This window comes from Streptomyces sp. NPDC050315 (assembly GCF_040655775.1).
Taxonomy (GTDB): domain Bacteria; phylum Actinomycetota; class Actinomycetes; order Streptomycetales; family Streptomycetaceae; genus Streptomyces.
On sequence record NZ_JBFAKN010000004.1, the window covers coordinates 118,667 to 136,156 of the forward strand.

At 72.3% G+C, this 17,490-nt stretch carries 11 protein-coding genes; 5 read left to right on the forward strand and 6 right to left on the reverse strand.

Annotated elements, in window-relative coordinates:
- Both AB0I82_RS15850 and AB0I82_RS15855 read left to right on the forward strand, forming a co-directional pair.
- Positions 1-1,209: an alanine racemase gene (locus AB0I82_RS15850; protein ID WP_363257838.1), complete on the forward strand. Its 1,209-nt coding sequence runs from the start codon at positions 1-3 to the stop codon at positions 1,207-1,209.
- Between the two features lie 104 nt (positions 1,210-1,313).
- Positions 1,314-2,705 carry a phosphopentomutase gene (locus AB0I82_RS15855; RefSeq protein WP_363257839.1) on the forward strand — a complete coding sequence of 464 codons (1,392 nt, stop codon included), beginning with the start codon at positions 1,314-1,316 and terminating at the stop codon, positions 2,703-2,705.
- A gap of 135 nt (positions 2,706-2,840) precedes the next feature.
- On the opposite strand, the gene ffh is transcribed toward AB0I82_RS15855, so the two are convergent.
- The 5 genes from ffh to AB0I82_RS15880 form a co-directional block, all read right to left on the reverse strand.
- On the reverse strand, positions 2,841-4,400 hold the full coding sequence (gene ffh / locus AB0I82_RS15860; protein ID WP_363257840.1) for a signal recognition particle protein: 1,560 nt from the start codon (positions 4,398-4,400) through the stop codon (positions 2,841-2,843).
- Positions 4,401-4,674: 274 nt separating this feature from the next.
- Positions 4,675-7,485: a [protein-PII] uridylyltransferase gene (locus AB0I82_RS15865; protein ID WP_363257841.1), complete on the reverse strand. Its 2,811-nt coding sequence runs from the start codon at positions 7,483-7,485 to the stop codon at positions 4,675-4,677.
- A 552-nt stretch (positions 7,486-8,037) separates the two neighbouring features.
- A complete protein-coding gene (locus tag AB0I82_RS15870) occupies positions 8,038-8,376 on the reverse strand; it encodes a P-II family nitrogen regulator (protein WP_031065450.1) in 339 nt (112 codons plus the stop codon).
- On the reverse strand, positions 8,373-9,854 hold the full coding sequence (locus AB0I82_RS15875; protein ID WP_363257842.1) for an ammonium transporter: 1,482 nt from the start codon (positions 9,852-9,854) through the stop codon (positions 8,373-8,375). The genes AB0I82_RS15870 and AB0I82_RS15875 overlap by 4 nt, the downstream gene beginning before the upstream one ends.
- A 369-nt stretch (positions 9,855-10,223) precedes the next feature.
- Positions 10,224-11,693: a hypothetical protein gene (locus AB0I82_RS15880; protein WP_363258385.1), complete on the reverse strand. Its 1,470-nt coding sequence runs from the start codon at positions 11,691-11,693 to the stop codon at positions 10,224-10,226.
- A gap of 458 nt (positions 11,694-12,151) precedes the next feature.
- Between AB0I82_RS15880 and AB0I82_RS15885 the strand changes: the two genes are divergently transcribed.
- A complete protein-coding gene (locus AB0I82_RS15885) occupies positions 12,152-12,829 on the forward strand; it encodes a bifunctional DNA primase/polymerase (protein ID WP_363257843.1) in 678 nt (225 codons plus the stop codon).
- A gap of 300 nt (positions 12,830-13,129) precedes the next feature.
- On the opposite strand, the gene ftsY is transcribed toward AB0I82_RS15885, so the two are convergent.
- Entirely contained in the window at positions 13,130-14,359 is a 1,230-nt protein-coding gene (gene ftsY, locus AB0I82_RS15890) for a signal recognition particle-docking protein FtsY (RefSeq protein WP_363257844.1), read from the reverse strand.
- A 173-nt stretch (positions 14,360-14,532) separates the two neighbouring features.
- Between ftsY and AB0I82_RS15895 the strand changes: the two genes are divergently transcribed.
- The gene (locus tag AB0I82_RS15895) at positions 14,533-15,756 is read left to right on the forward strand and encodes an FAD-dependent oxidoreductase (protein WP_363257845.1); all 1,224 of its coding nucleotides are present in this window, start codon (positions 14,533-14,535) and stop codon (positions 15,754-15,756) included.
- A 233-nt stretch (positions 15,757-15,989) separates the two neighbouring features.
- Complete coding sequence (locus tag AB0I82_RS15900; RefSeq protein WP_363257846.1) at positions 15,990-17,453, forward strand: cytosine permease; 1,464 nt, start codon at positions 15,990-15,992, stop codon at positions 17,451-17,453.
- The last annotated feature ends 37 nt before the right edge of the window (positions 17,454-17,490 follow it).

Genomic DNA, 17,490 nt, shown 5'->3' on the forward strand with positions numbered 1-17,490 from the left:
GTGTTCCTCGACGCCGTCCTCCACCGCAATCCGGAACTGGTCGCGTGCGCAGCCGAGTTGCATGACTCCGGGGCCATTCCGCCGGACACGTACGTCATGGACCTGGATGCCATCGAGTCCAATGCCGAACTGCTGGCCCGGGAGGCGGACCGGCTCGGTCTGTCGCTCTGGTTCGTGGTCAAGCAGATCGGCCGCAATCCGGAGCTGATCGAGGCCATCGCGCGGCACATCCCGCAGTTCGCGGCCATCGATCCGCCCGAGGCCCGCATCCTGAACGCCGCGGGCGCGCAGCCCGGCAACCTCGGCCACCTCGTCCAGATCCCGGCCCGAGTACTGCCCGAGATGCTCGCCTGGCGTCCGGAGACCGTCACCGTCTACGACCTGGCGAACGCCCGAGCCGTCTCGGACGCCGCCACCCGGCTCGGATTCGTCCAGGACGTACTGATCCGGCTGGAGGGGGCGGCCGGTGCGGTGTATCCGGGACAGGAGGGCGGAGTACGGCTCGGTGGGGCTGACGACGGCCCGGAATGTGCGGCCGGCCTGGACGGTCTGGACGGCCCGGACGGTCTGGACGCCTTCGTCGCGGAGGCCGAGCGGCTGCCGGGGATTCGAGTGGCCGGCGTCACGGCGTTTCCGTGTGTGCTGTGTGATCCGGAGACGGGAGAGCCGCGGCCCACGGCCAACTTCGCGCTGGCCCGTACCGCCGTGGAGCGGCTCACCGCCCGTGGTTACACGGACCTCAAGCTGAGCGCGCCGAGCGCCACATCGATGGCCACCCTGCCGCTGCTGGCGCGGCTGGGCGCGACACACGGGGAGCCCGGCCACGCCCTCACCGGCACCACCCCGCTGCACGCGGTGGACCACACACAGCCGGAGCAGCCCGCGTACGTGTACGTGAGCGAGGTCGCCCATACGCTCGCCGACGGCAGGCCCGCGTTGCACGGGGGCGGGTTCTACGCCCGGGGCGACGCCAGGGAGGCGCTGATCCCGCGTACCGGGGCGCGGTTGCGGGTCGAGGAGGCGCCCGCCGCGAACATCGATTACTACCGGCTGCTCGCTCCCGGGGACGCGCGGGTGGGTGATACCGCCGTGCTGGCCTTCCGTACCCAGATCTTCGTCACCCGCAGCAGCGTGGCCGTCGTCTCCGGGCTGTCCTCGGGCACGCCGAAGCTCAGCGGCCTCTACGACCCGCTCGGGAGGCCCTACTGACCGGACTGACCAGCCACCGCCGCCCGGCAGGCGGCCCCGCTCCCCCGTCGTCCCCCGTAACCCATGCCTACTTCGACCACCCGACTCGGACGCCAGGAACCGCCATGAGCAAGATCGTCATCCTCGTCGTCGACGGCTTCGGCATCGGCGCGATGCCCGATGCCGGTGCGCTGCGCCCCGGCGACGTGCGGGCCGACACCCTCGGCCATCTCCTCGACCACCACCGCGCGACGACCGACCGCCCCCTGGAGCTGCCCGCGCTCGGCGCGCTCGGGTTGGGCTCCGTGCATCCGCATCCGGATCTCGCGACGCGCCCCTCGCTGCCGGTCGCCGCCGGCCGGGCGGCGCTGGGCTATCCGGGCGCGGACACGTACGCGGGGCACCAGACGATGATGGGCGCCGACTTCAGCCGGGTGACGGTGGCCCGGCTCGCCGAGCACCTCCAGAAGGTGACCGCGGCGCTGCGGGCGGCCGGGCACCGTACGGAACTGCTCGACGGCAAGCCGCTGCTGACGGTCGACGGGCGGGTGCTGGTGCACGACAGTCTGGAGGCCGATCCGGGTATCAACTGGAACGCCTCGGCGCGGCTGGGTGAGGCACCGTTCGCACAGGTGCTGGCCGTGGCGCGGGTGGTCAGATCGGTCGCTCCGGTGGCCCGGGTGATCGCAGTGGGCGGCCACGCCGACGGGCCGCTTCCCGGGTTCGTACGGCACGGGGAGGCCGGCACGGTCGGGCTGGACACCCCAGCCAGTGGCTTCTACCGCAACGGCGGGCTGGAGGTGCGGCATCTGGGGGCGCCGCTGGACCACACGCGGCAGTTGCCCGAGGCCGCCGCCCGGGCGGGCGTGCCCGTCACGCTCGTCGGCAAGGCGGCCGACATCCTGGCCTGCGATGCGGCGGTGCGCCGGCCGGCGGTGGACACCGGGGAGGTGCTGGAGCACACGCTGGACGCGGTACGGGCATTCGGGCAGGGCGAGGGCGCGGGGCCGGAAGGGTCGGTGCTGGTGGTCAGCAATGTGCAGGAGACCGATCTGGCCGGGCATGAGCAGGATCCGGAGCGGTACGCGGCCGTGCTGCGGCGGGTGGACGCGGGGATCGCGGCGCTGCTGCCGCTGCTCACCGGGCCCGGGGACCGCCTGATCGTCACCGGCGATCACGGCAACGACCCGACGATCGGGCACGCCTTCCACACCAGGGAGTTCGTGCCAGTACTGATCCACCGTCCCGGCGCTGCGGCCGCCGAGCGGCTGCCGGACGCGGCGTCGCTGTCGGATGTGGGCGCCACCGCGGCCGTCGCACTGGGCCTGAGCCCGGCCGACCTCGCCAGCGGAACTCCGCTGCCGACCGACCTCTGCAGCGGCACTCCACTCGCGGCCGGCCTCGCCCGCGGCACTACGCTCCCCCTGGAGTGCCCTATACGCGGCGCAGAGCCCGCACACCCCTCGCACCTGGCCTGTGCCACGGAGGCCGCGGACCCCGAAGGCTGCACGCACTGACGGAGACGAGGGCCGAGCATGTACACGTCTCCCCGCGTGCCCACGAGGGCGGCGGCCGGACGGCGTACGCGTACGGCCCCGGCCGGAAGGGTCCGGGCGGGGCCGTAGGGGCGGGATGCGACTGGCGGTCGCGCGTCAGCCCATGAACTTCTTGAACTCCTCGGGGAGTTCGAAGTTCTGCGGGTCGTTCTGGCCGCCCTGCGGGAGGCCGAGCGGGTTGCCGTTCTGGGCCGCCTCGCGGCGGGCCGCGGCGGCCTCTTCCTCGGCCTTGCGCTTCATGGGGTTGCCGCTGCGCTGCTTGCCCTTGGCCTTCTTCTGCTGCTTCTTCTTCTTGGCGCCGCCGCCCATGCCCGGCATCCCCGGCATGCCCGGCATCCCCGGCATGCCGCCGCCCTGGGCCATCTTCGACATCATCTTGCGGGCGTCGAAGAAGCGCTCGACCAGGCTCTTCACGGCACTGACGTCGACACCCGAACCGCGCGCGATACGGGCGCGGCGCGAGCCGTTGATGATCGTCGGGTCCTGGCGCTCGCCCGGGGTCATCGACTTGATGATCGCGGCGGTGCGGTCCACGTCCCGCTCGTCGAGATTGTTGATCTGGTCCTTCATCTGCGCCATGCCGGGCAGCATGCCGAGCAGCTTGGAGATGGAGCCCATCTTGCGGACCTGCTCCATCTGGGCCAGGAAGTCGTCGAGCGTGAACTCCTTCGGGCCCTTCTGCAGCTTGGCCGCCATCTTCTCGGCCTCGGCCTGGCTGAAGGTCTGCTCGGCCTTCTCGATGAGCGACAGCATGTCGCCCATGCCCAGGATGCGGGACGCCATGCGATCCGGGTGGAACGCGTCGAAGTCGTCCAGCTTCTCGCCGTTGGAGGCGAACATGATCTGCTTGCCGGTGACGTGCGCGATGGAGAGCGCGGCACCACCGCGGGCGTCGCCGTCGAGTTTGGAGAGCACCACGCCGTCGAAGCCGACGCCGTCGCGGAACGCCTCGGCGGTGTTGACCGCGTCCTGGCCGATCATGGCGTCGACGACGAAGAGGACCTCGTCCGGCTTGACCGCGTCACGGATGTCCGCGGCCTGCTGCATCAGCTCCTGGTCGATGCCCAGGCGGCCGGCGGTGTCGACGATCACGACGTCGTGCTGCTTGTCGCGGGCGTACTCGATGGAGTCCTGGGCGACCTTGACCGGGTCGCCGACGCCGTTGCCCGGCTCGGGGGCGAAGATCGCCACGTCGGCGCGCTCGGCGACGACGGAGAGCTGGTTCACGGCGTTCGGGCGCTGGAGGTCGCAGGCGACCAGCATCGGGGTGTGGCCCTGCGCCTTGAGCCAGCGGCCCAGCTTGCCGGCCAGGGTGGTCTTACCGGCGCCCTGGAGGCCGGCGAGCATGATGACCGTCGGCGGCTGCTTGGCGAAGCGGAGGCGACGGGTCTCGCCGCCGAGGATGCCGATGAGCTCCTCGTTGACGATCTTGATGACCTGCTGGGCGGGGTTCAGCGCCTGGGAGACCTCGGAGCCGAGCGCGCGCTCCTTGACCTGCTTGATGAAGGCCCGGACGACGGGCAGCGCGACGTCCGCTTCGAGCAGGGCGATCCGGATCTCGCGCGCGGTGGCGTCGATGTCCGCCTCGGAGAGGCGCCCCTTGCCCCGGAGATTTTTGAAAGTACTCGCCAGGCGGTCGGAAAGCGTATCGAACACGGCGGTCGTCGATCCTCGGGGTCGGGGGTGGAGTCAATCGGCTTCTAGAGTATCCGCCCCACGGTACAGAACGTCCGGGCCTACCCGAAGAGACGGAGAGGGACGGGCTCACCTCGTGCGCCGGGCGCAGAACGGTGCTCCTCCGGGCCGCCCGCAAGCGCCGGGAGCACGGACCACGCCGGGGGCACCGGTGCTCGGAGCCCCCCGAGTACCGCGAGCGTCTGATGGTCCTGCGTGGTGGCGGCGGTGCTGGGGATCACTTCGGGGCTGTGGGTCACTTCAGCGCTCGCTCCACGGCCTGGGCCACTTCCGTCGCGGTGCCGGACGGAAGGGGGGAGCCGTCGGGGTCCGTGACGTAGAAGGCGTCCACCGCGTTGGCGCCGAGAGTGCTGATGTGGGCGCTGCGGACCGTGACGCCCGCGTCCTCCAGGGCGCGGCCGATCCGGTACAGCAGGCCCTGGGCGTCCTGGGCCCGTACCTCGATGACGGTGGCGGAGCGGGAGCCGCCTGGCGCCACCGTCACCCGGGGCGGCGGCGCCTGGAGCCGACGCGAGCGCCGTGCGTAGGCGCGTTCGCGCTCGGCGAGGCGGGCCGGGATGTCGAGCGTGCCGTCCAGGGCCCGTACGAGGTCGGCACGGAGCCGGACCGCCTGCGGCAGCGATCCGTACTCGGCCGCCACCCGCCAGCTGAGGAGCAGCAGCGGGCTGCGGGCGGCATCGGAGCCCGTGCCCGTCGCGGACCGGGTCTCGGTTTCGGAGCGCGGGTCCGCCTCGCCGTCCTTCCCCTCGGCCGTTCCGGACAGCTCCTCCGGCAGGGGCATGACGCGGAGGTCGGCGGCGCGGACGGTGAGGCGGTGCACGGCGAGTACGCCGGCGGTGGCGGGGAGGATGCCCGGCCGGTCCGGTACGGCGATGAGAAGTTCGACGCCGACCGGTTCCTGGGGGCCGGCGGACTCGTGCGCCCCAGCGGATCCCTGGAGCCCAGTGGACTCGCTGGTCGGCCTGGGTGCTGTGCCGTTCGACGGGGGCTCCGGCGCCATCATGGGCGGCTCGGCCCGGGTGTGGAGGGCGAGTACCGGTTCGCCCGTGCGCCACGCCTCGATGGCGAGGCGTTCCTGTTCCGCTGTGGGCTCCCACGGGGTGGGCGTGGTGGCGTCCGGTTCGCCCGCCAGCAGTCCGCCGACCCGCCGGACCAGGTCGGCGACCAGTCCCTCGCGCCAGCGGCTCCAGGCCGCGGGCCCGGTGGCCAGCGCGTCGGCCTCCGTGAGGGCGTGCAGCAGCTCCAGCGTGCCGGCCGAGCGGACCACCTGGGCGACCGCGCCGACCGTGGCCGGGTCGTCCAGGTCACGGCGGGTGGCGGTCTCGATGAGGAGGAGGTGATGGCGTACGAGGGTGGCGATGACGTCCGTGTCCTTGGCATCGAAGCCGAGCCGGGTGGCCACGTCGCGGGCGATGGTCTCGCCGGACACCGAGTGATCGCCGGGCCAGCCCTTGCCGATGTCGTGCAGGAGGGCCGCCATGAGAAGCAGGTCGGGGCGGTGGACGCGGCGGGTCAGGGCGGAGGCCCGTACGGCCGTCTCGACGAGGTGCCGGTCGACGGTCCAGCGGTGCACGGCGTTGCGCTGCGGGCGGCAGCGCACGCGCTCCCAGTCCGGCAGCAGCCGCGTGATGATCCCCTCGGCCTCCAGCGCCTCCCATACGGGCACGGTGTGCGCGCCCGCGCCCAGCAGGGTCAGCAGCTCCTCGCGGGCCTCGGCGGGCCACGGCACCGGCAGCGGGCGGGCCGCCACGGCCAGCCGGCGCACGGCGTGCGGGGACAGCGACAGGCCCGCCTGGGCGGCGGCGGCCGCGGCGCGCAGCGGCAGCACGGCGTCGCGTTCGGGGCGGGCCGTGCGGGCCAGTACGACCTCGCCGTCGTGCTCGACGACGCCCTCGGCCAGCGGCGACCGCTCGCCCTTGGCCGCCGTCCGCCCGCCCCTGCCGCTGATCAGTCCGCGCAGCGAGGGCCGTACGGAGCGGGAGCGCAGGACCCGGCCGACCTCGCGCCAGGTGACGTCGCCGGCGTACGAGATCGTGCGCGCCGACTCGTACACCTGGCGGAGCAGGGTGTCCGCGTCGAGCAGGCCGAGGGCCGCCGCGACCTGGTCCTGCTCCTGGAGCGCGAGCCGGTCGGTGGCCCGGCCGGTGACCAGGTGGAGGGCGTCGCGTACGTCCAGCAGGCGGCCGCGGGCGGCCTCCAGGCCGGCCCGGGGAGCGTCGGCGAGCCAGGAGGCGGCCACCGCGCGCAGGGCGGTGACGTCGCGCAGGCCGCCTCTGGCCTCCTTCAGGTCGGGTTCGAGGAGGTACTGGAGTTCGCCCTGGCGGTCGGCCCGGTCGAGGCAGAGGGCGTGGAGCTCCGGGAGGCGCTTGGGGGCGGCCTCGCGCCAGTCGGCGAAGCTCGCGGTGCGCAGGGCGGTGGTGAGGTCGGGGGTGCCGGCGAGGTGGCGGGCGTCGAGCAGGCCGAGCTGGGCCTTGAGGTCGTCGCGTGCGGTGCGGCGGGCTTCGGCGAGCGTGCGGACGGAGTGGTCCAGGTCCAGGCCGAGGTCCCAGAGCGGATACCAGAGGTGGTCGGCGAGGGCCGCGACCTCTTGGGGCGATGCCTTGCCGTCGTGGAGGAGGAGCAGGTCGAGGTCGCTGCGGGGGGAGAGCTCGCCGCGGCCGTAGCCGCCCACGGCGACGAGGGCCGCGCCGGTCACGCCGCTTTGGGCGGCGGCGCGCTCGAAGAGTCCGGCCAGCCAGTGGTCGGTGAGGCGGGCGAGGGCGGCGCGGCGGTCGGGGCCGGTCGTGGTCTCGTCCTGAAGGAGCTGCAGGCGGGCGGCGGGGTATTCGGGGGCGGGGGTGTGGTGGTCAGCGGTGCGCTGGTCAGCGGTGGGGTGGTCCGTGCCGCCGGGGCCGGCCGCGGCGGGGCGGCCCGTGCCGCCCGGGCCGGCCGAGGCGGGATGGTCCGCGGCGGGGCTGTTCGGGGTCCCGGCTGCGGGCGTGTTCGTGCCGGGGCCGATGCCGGCCGTCCGGTCGACGCCTGCTGTCTCCTCGACGCTGTCGGTCACCTCGCGCGCTCCTTGTTCGTTCTGGTGTGGCATCGGCTGCCGGGGGTTGCGGCGTGCGATGCGTTGTCCGGCCAGTGCCGTTGGCGGCCGGTGGCCGTGGGGTGGTGTGCCCCGGACCCACCCCTTCCCGAAACCGGGGCAGCAGCCCCGGCCCCCGCAAAGGTGTCCTCAAACGCCGGACGGGCTGGGAGTACGGCGGCAGACCGGCGCCGCGGCAGTGCCGGGGCGGGACCGCCGCAACGGGCTGGGAGTACCGCCTGGTGGGGCGGCACCCCGGCGCTGCGGCAGTACCGGGGCGGGCTGGGGATACCGCGGCAGAGCGGCCCGGCACCCCGGCGCCGCGGCAGCACCGGAGCGGGCCCGACTGGGCGCCCCCACAAGACCGCACCGGAGCCGACCCGCCGGGGGACGCCCCCACACGATCGCGCCCGCCACACCGAATGCGTCCCCCCGCCGGGCGCCTCCCCTCGCCAACAAGCTGAAGAGGCACCCTCTCCCACGAAGCGCACCGGCCGGTCGCAACCAAGCGACCGGCCGGCACGCGCCCCGCGCTCAGAGCGCGTCCGGGCCCCGTTCGCCCGTGCGGACGCGGACCGCCTCGTCGACCGGGACGCTCCAGACCTTGCCGTCGCCGATCTTGCCGGTGCGGGCGGCCTTGACGACGACCTCGACCAGTTGCTCGGCGTCGGCGTCCTCGACCAGGACCTCGATGCGGATCTTGGGGACGAGGTCCACGGTGTACTCGGCGCCGCGGTACACCTCCGTGTGGCCGCGCTGCCGGCCGTATCCGCTGGCCTCGGTGACGGTCAGGCCGTGCACGCCGAACGACTGCAGGGCCTCCTTCACCTCGTCCAGCCGGTGCGGCTTGATTACTGCCGTGATGAGCTTCACACGTCCACCTTCTTCGCCTTGCCCGGAGTCCCGCCCTGGGCCTGAGCCGATGATCCTGCCTGCGAGGCCGGAGCCGTGCCGTCCTCGGCTCCCTGGGCCGGAGTGTCACCGGAGCCCGGAGCCGAACCGGCAGCCGAACCCGGAGCCGACGCCGCCGTGCGGGGCAGGGCCGTGCCGCCGCCGGTGCCGCCGTAGTCGTACGCCGTCTCCGCGTGGGCGACCTGGTCCACGCCCGCCAGCTCCTCGTCCTCGCTGACCCGGAAGCCCATCACCAGGTCGACGACCTTGGCAAGGACAAAGCTGATCACGAGGGAGTAGAGCAGGACGCAGACCACGCCGACGGACTGCTTGCCGAGCTGGGCCAGGCCGCCGCCGTAGAAGAGGCCCTTGGCGTCGCTCTGCACGCCACCGGTGGCGAAGAAGCCGATGAGGAGGGAGCCGACGACACCGCCGACGAGGTGGACGCCGACGACGTCGAGGGAGTCGTCGTAGCCGAACCGGTACTTCAGGCCGACGGCCATGGCGCAGAGGACACCGGCGATGATGCCGATCGCGATGGAGCCGAGGGGGCTGACCGAACCGCAGGCCGGGGTGATCGCGACCAGGCCGGCCACCGCGCCGGACGCGGCGCCGAGCGTCGTGAACGAGCCGTGCCGCAGCTTCTCGTACGCGAGCCAGCCGAGCATCGCCGCGCCCGTGGCGACCTGGGTGTTCAGGAAGGCGACCGCGCCCACGCCGTCGTCGTTGCCGAGCCAGGAGCCGGCGTTGAAGCCGAACCAGCCGAACCACAGCAGGCCCGCGCCGAGCATGACCAGCGGCAGGCTGTGCGGCCGCATCGGGTCCTTCTTGAAGCCGATCCGCTTGCCGACGACGAAGATGACGCCCAGCGCCGCGGCGCCGGCGTTGATGTGGACGGCCGTACCGCCCGCGAAGTCGATCACGCCGAGCTCGAAGAGCCAGCCGCCGGCACCCCACACCCAGTGGGCAACCGGGAAGTACACGATCGTCACCCACAGGACGATGAAGAGGGCCCAGGCGGAGAACTTCACGCGGTCCGCGAGGGCACCGCTGATCAGCGCGGGGGTGAGGATCGCAAACATCAGCTGGAAGGCCGCGAAGACGTAGACCGGGATGCTGTAGCCGTCCCAGAGCTCGGTGAGGCCGATGCCGCTGAGGCCGACGTAGTCACCGGACCAGCCGATGACCGAGCCGTGATCGGTGCCGAAGGCGAGGCTGAAGCCGTACAGCACCCATAGGACGGTCACCAGGCCGAGGCTGATGAAACTCATCATCAGCATGTTCAGGACGCTCTTCACGCGGACCATGCCGCCGTAGAAGAACGCGAGCGCGGGGGTCATCACCATCACCAGGGCGGTGGCGATCAGCATGAATCCGGTGTTGGCCGGGCTCAGCTCGACCTTGTCTGCGGCGAGCGTGACATGGTCCGCCGCGAGCGTCGTCAGGATGCCTGGGGGCATCGGCGTCTCCTCGTCGTCGATGCGGCCCGTGCGGGTGTGGGGATGGGCCGACTTACGCCACGAGCGTGACGCAGCGCCGTTTCCGGTGAAGCGCCCCGGTGTTTCACGGCAGTGACGAAGGCGACATCGGTGTTACGCCCGGATGAACGCTTGCGGGGGCCACCGATGTCGCCGTGGCCGTGTTTTCCACCGAACGCATCAGCCCTGAATTGAGGAACCACGACGGCGAGCAACCAGCTCCGCGAGAGCGGCGGCGGCTCAGCCGCAAAAGCAGACCGGCCGCGATCACGGCCCTGGACCTGGCGATGGGGGAGCCGAGTCGGGCTGTACGGGGTGTGATCGCGGCCGGGGTTTTCGGGGGGCTGCCCGCTAGACCGCCTCCGCGGCGGACTCCGGCAGGTGGTGCTGCAGTTCTTCGGTCAGCTGGATCACCTCGGCGACGTCGGAGAAGTCCCGCGCCGCGGTGTCCACGGTCTTGCGCAGCCGGGTGTTCACCCGCTCCGAGCGCACCTGCTTGGCGAACGGTATGGCCTGGTGGGCGAGGTCCGCGCACTGCTCGGGCTCGCGCTGCAGCAGGTGGACCGTGGCCATGCCGATGAGGTTGAGCGCGTACGAGCGCTGGTGCTCGGGGTCCTTGCCGAACAGCTCGACGGCGCGCTCCATGACCGGGTGCGCCAGCGAGGCGTACGTGGGGCTCCGGCCCGCTACGTAGGCGAGGTCGCGGTACGAGTGGGCGTTCTCGGCGTTCAGCTCGGCCTCGGAGAAGAAGCGGATCCAGTCCGGTTCCAGCCGCGCGCCGGGCTCCACGTCGGCGAAGGTGTCCTCCGCCATCCGGACGGCCCGCTTGACCTTGCTGGGCTGGCCCATACCGGCGTACGCACGGGCCTCCATCGCATACAGCATGGCCTGCGTGCGCGGCGTGGCCATTTCCCGGCTGCCGTACTGGGCGAGATGGACCAGCTCCAGGGCGTCCTCGGGGCGCCCCAGGTGGATCATCTGGCGGCTCATGCTGGAGAGGATGTACGAGCCGAGCGGCTTGTCGCCGGCCTCCTTGGACGCGTGCAGGGCGAGGACGAAGTACTTCTGGGCCGTGGGCTGCAGACCGATGTCGTAGCTCATCCAGCCCGCCAGCTCGGCGAGCTCGGCGGCGACCTTGAACAGCCGCTTGGAGACCGCCTCGGGGTGCGACTCCTGGAGCAGGTCGGTGACCTCGTGGAGCTGCCCGACGACGGCCTTGCGGCGCAGTCCGCCGCCGCACTGGGCGTCCCACTGCCGGAACATCATGGTCGTGGACTCCAGCAGCTCCAGCTCGGGCTGCGAGAGCCGGCCGCCGCGGCGGCGCCCGGCCTCGGGCGCCTCGTCGGCCGCCCCGGCGGGCGTGGGCACCAGCCAGCGCTGCATCGGCTCGATGAGGGCGGGCCCGGCGGACAGCGCCAGCGAGGTCCCGAGGAAGCCGCGCCGCGCCAGCATGAGGTCGCTGCGCGAGAACTCGCTGATGAGGGAGACCGTCTGGGGCCCGGCCCAGGGGAGGTCCACGCCGGAGACCGACGGGGACTGGTGTGCCGTGCGCAGGCCGAGGTCCTCGATGGACACGACGCAGCCGAAGCGCTCGGAGAACAGCTCCGAGAGGATGCGCGGGATCGGCTCCCGGGGCTGCTCGCCGTCCAGCCAGCGGCGGACCCGCGAGGTGTCGGTACTGATGTGGTGTGCGCCCAGCTGCCGGGCGCGGCGGTTGACCTGGCGGGCGAGCTCGCCCTTGGACCAGCCGCTGCGCACGAACCACGAACCCAACTGCTCGTTCGGGCGCTTGTCAGCGCACGTGCCGCCGTTGCCGCCCAACTCGAACGCCCCCATCCGGATCTGTCGTCCCGTCACGAACCTCCGACAGGATGCCGCTCCTTCGCGACGCCTGTCCTGGAGTGACCCCAGCCGACCACGGATTCCGGCCGCCGGAAAGCCACCAAGCGGTCACTCTGCTTGCCTTTGGCATACCCATGTGGCGGATACCCCTCCCGGTTCGTGCACCGAAAGTAATCCTACGATCACGTCTCCCGCGAGGCCGATCCATGAAACGCCACCATTCGCCACCCCTTCGAATGAACTCCTCCGCGGCTCCGCGCGATTGACTTGACACAGGTCGAGAAGGGTTGGGCGGAGAGGAGCACTCAAGGGCGCGCGTGTCACGCCGCACAACCCACAGCACTACGTCACACCGTCGATGACCACGACTGGCGACGGAGCGTCACGGCAACACTCCGGCACGTAACCACTGACCTGCGGGACCCGTTGGAGGGGGCATGGGCTTCACGATCGGCGGCATCCGGGAGTTTCGCGACATTCGCCACGGCGCCAGGCGGCGGGTCCGCTCCGCCGAGACCACGGCGGTGGCGGAGTACACCGAGCTGTGGGGATGGGACGTCGTGCCCGGTGCCCGCGCGGTGCGGGGCGGCGACGGCCGGACCGCCTGCTCGTGCGGAGCGGCGCGCTGCGCCCGCCCCGGGGCCCACCCCCTGCCCTTCGCCGACGTGCTGCCCGCCGGCGCGACGCTGGAGAAGGCGGCGGCGGTCTGGGCGGAGACGCCGGGCGCCTCGGTACTGCTGCCGGTCGGCCGCAGCTTCGACATTCTGGACGTACCGGCCGCCGCGGGGCGCACGGCGCTGGTGCGCCTCGAACGGATGGGGCTTCCCCTGGGGCCGGTGGCCGTCACCCCGACCGGACGGGCGCTGTTCTTCGTGGCGCCGGGCGCCGCCGCCGGGATGCCGACGCTGCTGTACCGCATGGGCTGGGACGACGCCTCGCTGGACCTGCGGCCGCTGGGCCCGGGCGACCACATCGTCGCGCCGCCGTGCGACCTCGCGGGGCTGGGCCCGATGCGGTGGCTGCGGCCGCCGACGCTGGACGGGGTGGGGCATCCCCCCGAAGCAAAACTGCTGCTCGGAACATTGGCCTATGTATGTCACCGGGTGAGCGCCTGACCCGCGGCGTCCACAGGCACATACACGTACACGCAGAACAGGCACGTACGCATACGAGTACGGACCGCGCGCCCGCGTGCTCCCCGCCCGACCCGCCTCCGCTCCGATCCAGCCGCCCACCGCCCCCGCCCCCGTCGCACACCCGCCCGAAAACCATCGCCCCGCGTCCGGCCGTCGGGCGCGTCATCCCCGCGCCGTACCGCCGGGCGCAAGCACCGAGCCCCGCCGCACTCCGTGTGCGGCGGGGCTCGATGTATCCGTAGCGGTTCCCGATGCGGGCCTAACCCGTCCACGCGCCGATCAGTCGCCGATCAGCGCGTCGACGAACGCCTCGGGCTCGAACGGCGCGAGGTCGTCCGCGCCCTCGCCCAGGCCGACCAGCTTCACCGGCACGCCCAGCTCGCGCTGGACGGCGACGATGATGCCGCCCTTGGCCGTGCCGTCCAGCTTGGTCAGCACGACGCCGGTGATGTCCACGACCTCGGCGAAGACCCGGGCCTGGACCAGGCCGTTCTGCCCGGTGGTGGCGTCCAGGACGAGCAGTACCTCGCCTACCGGGCCGTGCTTCTCCACGACCCGCTTGACCTTGCCCAGCTCGTCCATCAGGCCGGTCTTGGTGTGCAGCCGGCCCGCGGTGTCGATCAGTACGACGTCCGCGCCCTCGGAGATACCTTCCTTCACCGAGTCGAAGGCGACCGAGGCGGGGTCGCCCTCCTCGGGGCCGCGCACGGTGCGGGCGCCGACCCGGTCGCCCCAGGTCTGCAGCTGGTCGACCGCGGCGGCACGGAACGTGTCGGCCGCGCCCAGCACGACGGACTTGCCGTCGGCGACCAGGACGCGGGCGAGCTTGCCGGTCGTGGTGGTCTTGCCGGTGCCATTGACGCCGACGACCATGACGATGCCGGGGATCTCCTGGCCGGTGGGGCCCAGGCCGTTCGCGGTGTTCACGGAGCGGTCGGCCTCGGTGCCGATGAGGGCGAGCAGCTCCTCGCGGAGCAGGCCGCGGAGCTCGTCGGGGGTACGCGTACCGAGCACCTTCACGCGCTCGCGCAGCCGCTCGACCAGCTCCTGAGTGGGCTGCACACCGACGTCCGCGGTGAGCAGCGTGTCCTCGATCTCCTCCCAGGTGTCCTCGTCGAGGTGCTCGCGGGAGAGCAGCGTGAGCAGGCCCTTGCCCAGGGTGTTCTGCGAGCGGGAGAGCCGGGCGCGCAGCCGGACGAGCCGGCCGGCGGTCGGCTCCGGCACCTCGACCGGGGGCGCGGCGGGCGCCTCCGGCTCGGCGACCGGCGCTTCCTCGACGAGCGTGGCGCCGGAGTCCGGCAGGCCCACTTCTTCGATGGTGCGACGTTCCTCGTCGCGGGGGGTCTCGGCGTCCTCACCGACCTGCGGTTCCGCAGGGGGCGCGGTGACGGACGGGGTGGTCGGCGGGGGCGGCGGCAGCTTCTTCTTCTTGCGGCTGCTGACGACGAGCCCGCTGATCGCGCCGAGCGCGACCACAGCGATGACTACAGCAAGGATGACGATTTCCATAACTCCCTCAGTATCGGGCACGCACCGCCGCCGGGGCCGCACGCCACAGATTCGGGACGCGCACGGTCCGGTAACCGAATCCGGATGCGCACTGTCCAGGATCGAATCTGGATGTGTAGTATCCGGATTCATCCCCGCGGAACGAGCCGCGGGGCACTGGAAGGAGAATCTGGATGCCGGACATCCTGATTGTGGGCGGCGGCTTCGCCGGGATGTGGGCCGCCGCGGGCGCCGCCCGCCTGCTGCGCAGCCACGACGCCTCCCCCACGGTCGCGCTGCTCACCCCGGACCCCGACCTCACGATCCGCCCCCGCCTGTACGAGGCGGACCCGGCCGCGTACCGCGTCCCGCTCGACCGGATCCTGGGCCCCATCGGCGTGCAGCGCATCGCCGCGACCGCGACCGGCATCGACACCGCCCGCCGGGTGGTCACCGCCGACGGCCCCGAGGGGCCCGCGGAGGTCCCGTACCGGCGACTGGTACTGGCCACGGGCAGCGCGCTGGTCCGCCCGGACTTCCCCGGCGCCGGACTGCTGCACGACATCGACACGATGGACGCGGCCGTCGCCCTGGAGAAGCATCTTCAGGCGCTGCCGGACGCGCCCGCGAGCCCCGGGCGGTTCACGGTGGTGGTGGCCGGAGCCGGGTTCACGGGCGTGGAGGCCGCGACCGAGCTGGTCGGACGACTGCGGGCGATCGCGGCGCCGCACGGCCTCGCGGACGAGGTCGAGGTCGTTCTGGTGGAGCGGGACACGGTCGTCGGGCGCGGGCTCGGCGAGCCGGCCCGGCCGGTGATCGAGCGGGCGCTGGACGAGCTGGGCGTGGTGCGCCGGCTCGGCGTCGCGATCGAGCGCGTCGACGAGCGGGCCGTCCACCTCTCCGACGGCAGCACCATCCCGTCCCGTACGACCGTATGGACGGCGGGGGTGCGGGCGAGCGGCCTCACCGCACAGCTGCCCGCCGAGCGCGACGGGCTGGGGCGGCTGGCGGTGGACGAGTCGCTGCGGGTGCGCGGAGTACCGGGGGTGTACGCCGCCGGGGACACCGCGGCCGCGCCCGCCGAGGACGGTCACACCGTGACGCAGAGCTGCCAGCACGCGACGCCGCAGGGGAAATTCGCGGGGCACAATGCGGCGGCCGACCTACTGGGTCTGGACATAGCGCCGTTTACCACCGATCCTTATACAACTTGCCTCGATCTGGGCGAAGCGGGCGCGGTGCTCACCACCGGCTGGGACCGGGCGCTGCGCGAGGTTCCCGTCGCGTACGCGAAGGCACGCAAACGCGCCATCAACGAGAGCTGGATCCTTCCGCCGGTCGACGACGCCGAGGAGATCCTCCGCCGGGCCGACTTCCGCGTGGGCCAGCGCGGACCGGTGCCGGAGCCCACCGGCTGACCAGGGCCTCCGGCCCGGCGCTGGACCCTCCGACGAAGAGTGTGACGCGAGTGACTCGTCGGAGGGTCCAACGACTCTTACGGGAGGAAGTTGGTGCAAAGTACGATGGGAAAGGCCGCGCAACGCGCGTAGAGTCCTCGACGGCCACCGCGCCCCGCAGCCAGGCATCACCGCCGCTGCCGACTGCCCCCTGTGGGGGTGCCCTGCCCCAGCGCAAGAGAGACACCTGCACCATGGACACCACGGCCTCCCCCGAGACCCAAGGAACCGTAGAGACCCGCGGAATCGAACCCGTACCGGACAACGAACGCCACGGACGGGTCCGCGAACTCTTCTCGACCTACGTCGCCGCCAACATCAGCGTGCTGCTGCTGACCATGGGCGCCTCCCTCGTGGTCTTCAACCACCTCAACTTCTGGCAGGTGCTGGTCGTCGCGGTGATCGCCGCGGCGGTCTCCTTCGGCCTCACCGGCCTGCTGTCGGTCTCCGGCAAGTGGGGCGGCGCGCCCGGCCTGATGCTCTCGCGCGCCACCTTCGGCGTCCGCGGCAACTACTTCCCCGGCATGATCCTGTGGGTCGCCCGCTTCGGCTGGGAGACGATCAACGCCGTGACCGGCGCGTTCGCCCTGCTGACGATCCTGAAGCTGCTCTTCGGCATCCAGGCCAACAACTTCCTCACCGTCCTCACGCTGCTCGTCTTCGTCGCGGTCACGTTCCTGGTGAGCGGCATGGGCCGCAAGGTCCTCAACGTCTGCAACAAGTGGTCGACGTACCTCTTCGGTATCTTCAGCGTGCTGGTGCTGGTCTACCTGATCGCGAAGATGGACTGGCACGAGGTCTTCGCGCAGAAGGCCGGTACGACGGCGATGGTGATCGCGGGCGTCGGCACCATCGCGGCCGGCGGCCTCAGCTGGGTCCCCTCGGGCCCGGACTTCACCCGCTACCTCCCCGGCTCGGCCTCGGGCAAGAAGATCGTCGGCGCCACCGTCTCCGGTGCGGGCCTGGTCATGGTGCCGATGGTCCTCATGGGCGCGGTCATGACGTCCAAGACCCCGGACCTGGCCAAGGCCAGCGACCCGGTCGCCTTCCTCGGTGACATCCTGCCGCCCTGGCTGGCCGTCCCGTACCTGCTCACCGCCGTGGTCGGCATGCTGCTGATCAACAGCCTGTCGATGTACTCGGCCGGCTTCACCGCGCAGACCATGGGCGTCAAGCTGCCCCGGCCGCTCGCGGTCAGCGTCAACGCGATCATCAGCCTGGTCGGCGGCGGCTTCATGATGCTGGTCGCGACCAGCTTCATCAGCCAGTTCATCGCCTTCCTGACCCTGCTCGGCGTCTCCTTCTCGGCCTGGATCGGCGTGTACGCGATCGACATGGTGCGCCGCGCCAAGCGCACGGTGAAGTACGACGCCGAGGCGCTGATGGACACCTCCCGTACCAGCCGGTACTGGTACAAGGCGGGCTTCTGCTGGCAGGCGATGACCGCGTGGACGGTCGCGCTGACGCTCGGCCTGTGCCTGACCAAGGTCGACTGGTTCACCGGTCCGCTGGCCGGCACCTGGCTCGGCACGCACGGCCTGGGCTGGGCCGTCACCATCGCCGTCGCGGCCGTGATCTTCGCGGTGCTCCCCGCGCCGCGCGAGAGCGTCCCCGCGGAGGGCGACACGAAGCCGGAGCCGGTACCGGCCGGGCGGTAGCCGCGTCCGCCCCCTCCACATCTGACACAGCATCAGC